The organism is Micromonospora sp. NPDC048999, from assembly GCF_040649295.1.
Lineage (GTDB): Bacteria > Actinomycetota > Actinomycetes > Mycobacteriales > Micromonosporaceae > Micromonospora.
The window spans coordinates 1-5732 of record NZ_JBEZFI010000086.1; the positions used below are offsets into that span (position 1 = coordinate 1).

Sequence of the window (5732 nt, forward strand, 5' to 3'; positions counted from 1 at the left end):
TCGGCCGGACCAGAACCAGCCACCTTGCCCGACTCGAACTCGCCACCTGAAAACGGCCTTACACCCCACTCCAGGCATTTCCCAACGGAGTCCTTTAGGCGTGGGGAGCACTCAATTGGCCGTGCCCATGACGATGCCCGGGTTGATGCAGAGGCCCGGCGTGCTGCCGTTCTTCTCGGCGATCTCCAGGCAGCGGGTCACCTTGTCCACCTTGGCGTTGGTCTCGGTGATCTGCTTCTGGATCTCGGCGTTGCGGCGATCCTGTTCCAGGTTGCGGGTCTGGGCGAGCTTGTCCTGGAACGCCTTGATGTTGCCCTCGGTCTTGTCGTCGTGGTTGACCCGGGTGATGGTGACCGACAGGATGTCGACGTCCGCGGCCAGCCGGCCCTCGGCGTTGGTCTTGATGCTCTCCGCGAACGGCTTGAGGTCGACGTTCAGGCTGCCGGTCTTTGCGTCGATCCGCTCCAGCGGGTTGTAGCTGGCGAAGGCGTCGTTCACGGCGCTGTCGAGCTGCACGCCGACCCGCTGTCCGCGGAAGCTCTGGAAGTCGCCCTTGTAGTCCATGAACTGATGCGGGGCGTTCTCGGGCCGGACCTGCCACTCGATCAGCACCTCGACGCAAGCGTCGGCGAGGGTGCCGGTACGCACCCGGACGCAGTTGCCATTGCCGATGTGATCGTACTTCTGCCGCCCGGCGTCCCACTCGCCGACCCGCTGCCACGGCGCGGTCCACTTCAGGCCGGAGCCGGTGACCTTGCCGGTCGGTTTGCCGAAGCTGGTGACGATGCCGACCGAGCGGATCGGCACCGTGTGGGCGCTCGACCCGATGGTGAGCAGCAGCGTGGCGACCAGGGCGCCGACAGCTGCCAGGAGGCCCTGCCGCCGTACGCCGGAGCGCCGACTCAACAGTGCGACGGCGAAGGCGAGGGCCGCGGCGAGGGCGGTGACGATCGCGAGGGTGAAGCCGGACGGCATGTGCGCGGCACCTTTCACGGGGACGGGTTGCTGAGTCGATCATCAAACTAGCCGCTCGGCACAAGGCGCCCGACGGCCCGGGGTGGGGCCGGGGCACATTCGCGCGGAGGGTGTGGCGATGGCCAGGCAAGCGTTCCAAGACCGCGCTCGATCCAGGAAGTAGTGGTCTTACCGGCGTCGCATGGCCACTACTTCCATGTTCGAGCGCGATCTCGTCGCGGTGTCGACGGGGCAGCGGGGGACGTGGCGGACAGGCAGCATCAGGGAATGGCTTCGACCGAGCTGCTTCGGACGCGCGACCTGGTGCCCGACTTCCTCGCCTGCCTCGACGAGTGCGCGGGAAGGCCGGCCACGACGTGGCCTGAGCGGTGGCGATCCCGCTACCTGGACCGGCACCACGACATCTTCCGGTCGCTCGACCGGGAGGGGGACTGGTCCGCAGCCCAGGATCTGGTCCGAATCCTGCCCGACCTCCACCGCCGGGCGGGCGACCTCGCTGCCCGGGCCAAGGCGGTAGGCGCACTACTTCCCGCCTGCGTGCCGACGGTTTGCGAGGCGCTGGGCTGGTCGGACGCCGGGGACCCGGTCGAGTGCGTTGTCCTGGTCGGACTGCACCGGGCGAACGGCTGGGCCGGCACGCTCGACGGGCGGTACGCCCTCTTCCTGGCGGTCGAGGAGCTCGGACCGCCCGGTGACGACCGGCTGCTCGTCCTGCACGAGGCGGCACACGTCGTACACGACCGCCTGGCCGCGATCCGCGACTGGCCGGAACACGGTGTGTTGAACACTTTGCTCGTCGAGGGGCTGGCCACGCAGGTGTCGGCGGAACTCGACCCGGGGCGGTCCGTCGAGGAGTACCTCTGGTTCGGGCGTCCCGGCTACGGTCCCTGGCTGGACGAGTGCCGTCGTCGCTGGCCCGAGATCCTGGGTCGGATCCGCGTCGACCTCGACGCCACCGACCCCCCGCGCCACGCCCCGTACTTCCTCATGCGGGACTCGCCCCTCGCCGGTAACCTGCCCAAGCGTTGCGGCTACCTCGTCGGGCTGGCGGCGGTGCGCCGGTTGCGGGAGCAACATTCACTCGCCGAGATCGCGTCCTGGCCCCTGGCCCGGGCGTGAGCGGAGATTCGGCGGGCGCTCGTGGACCTGCCCGCCCCCGAGTGAGCGGGACAGGTCAGACCGGTTGGTACTCGACCTCGGGGCGCCCGGGTGTGCCGTGGCGGGAACCACGAACCGGCGATTGGCAGTGTCTGCCCGTCGAGCTGGCCACCTAGCGTCGCGGCATGGAACTCGAACAGGCACGGAAGCTGTGGCAGCCGGAGCCCGGCTGGCTGAACACCGCCAGCTACGGGCTGCCGCCCGAGCCGGGCTGGGTGGCGTTGCAGGACGCCCTGGCCGACTGGCGGGTGGGACGGATCTCCTGGGAGGGCTGGGGTGAGGCGGCCGAGCGGGCCCGGACCGCGTTCGCCGGGCTGGTCGGGGTGGCGCCGGCGGACGTGGCGATCGGCAGCACCGCGTCGCAACTGCTCGCCCCGGTCGCGGCCGGGCTGCCGCCGGGGGCCACGGTGGTCGTCCCGGAGGTGGAGTTCACTTCCAACCTGTTTCCCTGGCTGGTGCAGCGGGAGCGCGGGGTGCGGGTGCGCACCGTCCCGCTGGCCGGGCTGGTCGACGCGATCGACGCCGACACCGACCTGGTCGCGTTCAGCCTGGTGCAGTCGTCCGACGGGAGCGTCGCCCCGTACGAGGAGATCGTCGCGGCGGCCCGGGCGCACGGCGCCCTCGTCGCGGTGGACGCCACCCAGGCGTGCGGCTGGCTGCCCTTCGCCGCAGGCGCGGCGGACGCGGTGGTGGTGTCGGCGTACAAGTGGCTGATGGCGCCGCGCGGCACGGCCTTCGCCTACCTGGCCCCGGCACTGCGCGAGCGGCTGCGCCCCGACGCCGCCGGCTGGTACGCGGGCCAGGACCCGCACGCCTCCTACTACGGCCCGCCGCTGCGGCTGGCCGACGACGCCCGGCGCTTCGACATCTCGCCGGCCTGGTTCAGCTATGTCGGGGCGGCGCCCGCCCTGGAACTGCTCGCCGAGATCGGGCTGCCTGCCGTGCGCGAGCACGACGTGGCGCTGGCCAACCGGTTCCTCGCCGGGCTGGGCCGGCCGCCGGGCGACAGCGCGATCGTGACGGTGGAGGTGCCCGGCGCGGCCGAGAAGCTGGCCCGGGCCGGGGTGCGGGCGGCGGTACGCGCCGGCCGGGTTCGGGCCTCGTTCCACCTCTACACCACCGAGGAGGACGTCGACCGGGCGCTGGACGCGTTGACCGGCGACCTTTAGGCGTCGTCCCCGAACAGCGTGGCGTAGCCGTCCAGCAGCCGTTGCAGGCCGAACTCGAAGACGGTGTTCAAATCCAGGTCGACCTCCTCGTCCAGCGCCGTCAGCGTGGGATACCGATTGCTGGTGAAGATCTCCTGGAACATCACCTCGTGGGTCTCCATCCACTGCTCGTCGGTGAGGCCGGTGTCCTGCTCGGCATGCGCCTGCGCCTCCAGACTGGTGGCGATGCCCCGCACGTACGCCATCAGCGTCACCGCCGCTTGCCAGCGCAGCTGGCCGTCCAGACCGCGCCCGGCCGTGGCGCGCACCGCCCACTCGGTGTGTGCCACGCCGTTCGGCAGCGGCTGCGGGCGAGTCATCGAGATGACGTGCGGCAGCCAGCGGTGCCGCCGGTAGATCGCCCACTGCGCCCGGGCGAGCAGCTCCAGGCGAGCCCGCCAGCCGACCGGCGGCACGGCCGGCAGTGGCACCTCGGCCATCGCCGCGTCGGCCATCGCCAGCACCAGGTCGTCCCGGCCGCGCACGTGCCGGTACAGCGACATCGTGGCCACACCCAGGTCGGCGGCGAGCTGCCGCATCGAGACGGCGGCCAGGCCGCCCGCGTCGGCCAGTGCGATCGCGGTACGTACCAGCCGCTCCCGGCTCAGCTCCGTCCCGTCGAGGCTCTGCCGGGCCCGGGGCGCTGCCACCCGGGGCGGGGCGACCACCGTGCCGGCCCCCGGCCGGGTCAGCACCAGCCCTTCGTCGCGCAGCAGGGCGAGCACCTTGGTGGCGGTGGCGATGGCCACCCCGTGCTCGCGGGTGAGCTGCCGGGCCGACGGCACCGGATCGCCCGGGCGCAGCTCCCCGACCGTGATGCGGCGGCGGATCTCCCCGGCGATCCGCCGGTACGGCGGCTCCGATTCGGCCACGCTTCCACCTCCGGCGCAGCGTACTAGTACGAGACGCCGCGACCGGCCCTCGCCGGGGCAGCGTACTAGGTCGGGACGGGCACGCGTTCCACCGTGGACCTACCGTCCCTCGTGAACCGGGTTCAACGGTGTACGCATGACCTTGGGAGAGCTGTGATGGACGTACTCATCTCCGGTGCCGGCGTGGCCGGCCCCGCGCTGGCCTTCTGGCTGCGCCGGTACGGCTTCGCCGTCACCGTCGTGGAACGCGCGCCCGGGCTGCGTCCCGGCGGGCAGGCGGTCGACGTGCGGGGGACCGCCCGTGAGGTGCTCGACCGGATGGGGCTGACCGACCGGGTCCGCGCCGAGGGCGTCCGCGAGCAGGGCATGGCGTACGTGGACGCCCGGGGCGCGGTGACCTGCCGGCTGCCGGTGCACGCGTTCGACGGCGAGGGCATCGTCGCCGACATCGAGATCGAGCGCGGTGACCTGGCCCGGCTGCTCTACGAGGAGACCCGCGCCGACGTGGAGTACGTCTTCGACGACTCGATCGAGACGCTGACCCAGACCGACGACGGGGTGCGGCTCACCTTCGCCCGCTCCGCCCCGCGCACCGTTTCCCTGGTGGTCGGGGCCGACGGGTCACACTCCCGGACCCGGGCCCTCGCCTTCGGCTCCGAGTCGGCGTACGCCCGGCCGCTCGGGGCGTACCTGGCCTACTTCGGCACTCCGTATCCCGACCGGACCGGCTGGTTCGAACTGCACAACGCCCCGGGTCGCCGGGTGGTGGGCACCCGCCCGACCCGGCACGGCCGCGCCAGCGCGTTCTTCAGCTTCGCCTCGTCAGCGCTGGACGTGGACCGCCGGGACCGGGTCGCCCAGCAGCGTCTACTCGCCGAGCGCTTCGCCGACGTCGGCTGGCGGGCGGCCGAACTGCTGGCCGCTATGGCCGACGCGCCGGACTTCTACTTCGACCGGTACGCGCAGGTGCGGATGGACACCTGGCACGCGGGGCGGGTGGCCCTGCTCGGCGACGCCGCCTGGTGCCCGTCCCCGCTGACCGGGCAGGGCACCAGCCTGTCCCTGGTCGGGGCGTACGTGCTCGCCGGTGAACTGGCGGCTGCCAATGGCGATCACGCGGTCGCGTACCGCCGTTACGAGGAGGCGCTGCGGGAGCACGTGACGCGGGGGCAGGAACTGCCCGGCGGTAGTGGGCTCTCCGGCTTCCTGCCGGCCACCCGCACCGCGATCCGGCTGCGCGACGCGTCCATGCGGGCGATGACCTCGCGTCCGCTGCGCGGGCTCGCTTCCCGGCTGTTCTTCAGCAAGGCCGAGGGCCTGACCCTGCCCGAGTACGCCGTCAGCCGGTGACGGTGTTTGCTCTTGGCGGGCTGGTTGCTCTTATGGGTGGTTGCTCTTGGGGGCTGGGGGCGAGGGTGACCGGCTCCGGGCGGTCAGGCTTGGTCCCTGCGCCGGCGGAAAACTCCCTGGCGCCCCGTCGTCACCCCGATACGTGAGCAGAGGCGTCGAGCGGCTTGCG

Annotated in this window: 5 protein-coding genes; 3 read left to right on the forward strand and 2 right to left on the reverse strand. The window is 72.1% G+C overall.

Translation table 11 applies throughout. From position 1 onward, the window contains the following. Positions 1–111 precede the first annotated feature (111 nt). The gene (locus tag AB0C02_RS33260; RefSeq protein ID WP_357553186.1) at positions 112–975 is read right to left on the reverse strand and encodes an SPFH domain-containing protein; all 864 of its coding nucleotides are present in this window, start codon (positions 973–975) and stop codon (positions 112–114) included. Between the two features lie 267 nt (positions 976–1242). Between AB0C02_RS33260 and AB0C02_RS33265 the strand changes: the two genes are divergently transcribed. Beyond that, positions 1243–2094 (forward strand): hypothetical protein, encoded by an 852-nt coding sequence (locus tag AB0C02_RS33265; protein ID WP_357553187.1) that lies wholly within the window; start codon positions 1243–1245, stop codon positions 2092–2094. Positions 2095–2258: 164 nt separating this feature from the next. Continuing rightward, complete coding sequence (locus AB0C02_RS33270) at positions 2259–3302, forward strand: aminotransferase class V-fold PLP-dependent enzyme (RefSeq protein WP_357553188.1); 1044 nt, start codon at positions 2259–2261, stop codon at positions 3300–3302. On the opposite strand, the gene AB0C02_RS33275 is transcribed toward AB0C02_RS33270, so the two are convergent. Next, entirely contained in the window at positions 3299–4213 is a 915-nt protein-coding gene (locus AB0C02_RS33275) for a TetR/AcrR family transcriptional regulator C-terminal domain-containing protein (RefSeq protein WP_357553189.1), read from the reverse strand. The genes AB0C02_RS33270 and AB0C02_RS33275 overlap by 4 nt on opposite strands. A 156-nt stretch (positions 4214–4369) precedes the next feature. Between AB0C02_RS33275 and AB0C02_RS33280 the strand changes: the two genes are divergently transcribed. After that, positions 4370–5563, forward strand: a complete 1194-nt coding sequence (locus AB0C02_RS33280) for an FAD-dependent monooxygenase (protein ID WP_357553190.1) — start codon at positions 4370–4372, stop codon at positions 5561–5563. The last annotated feature ends 169 nt before the right edge of the window (positions 5564–5732 follow it).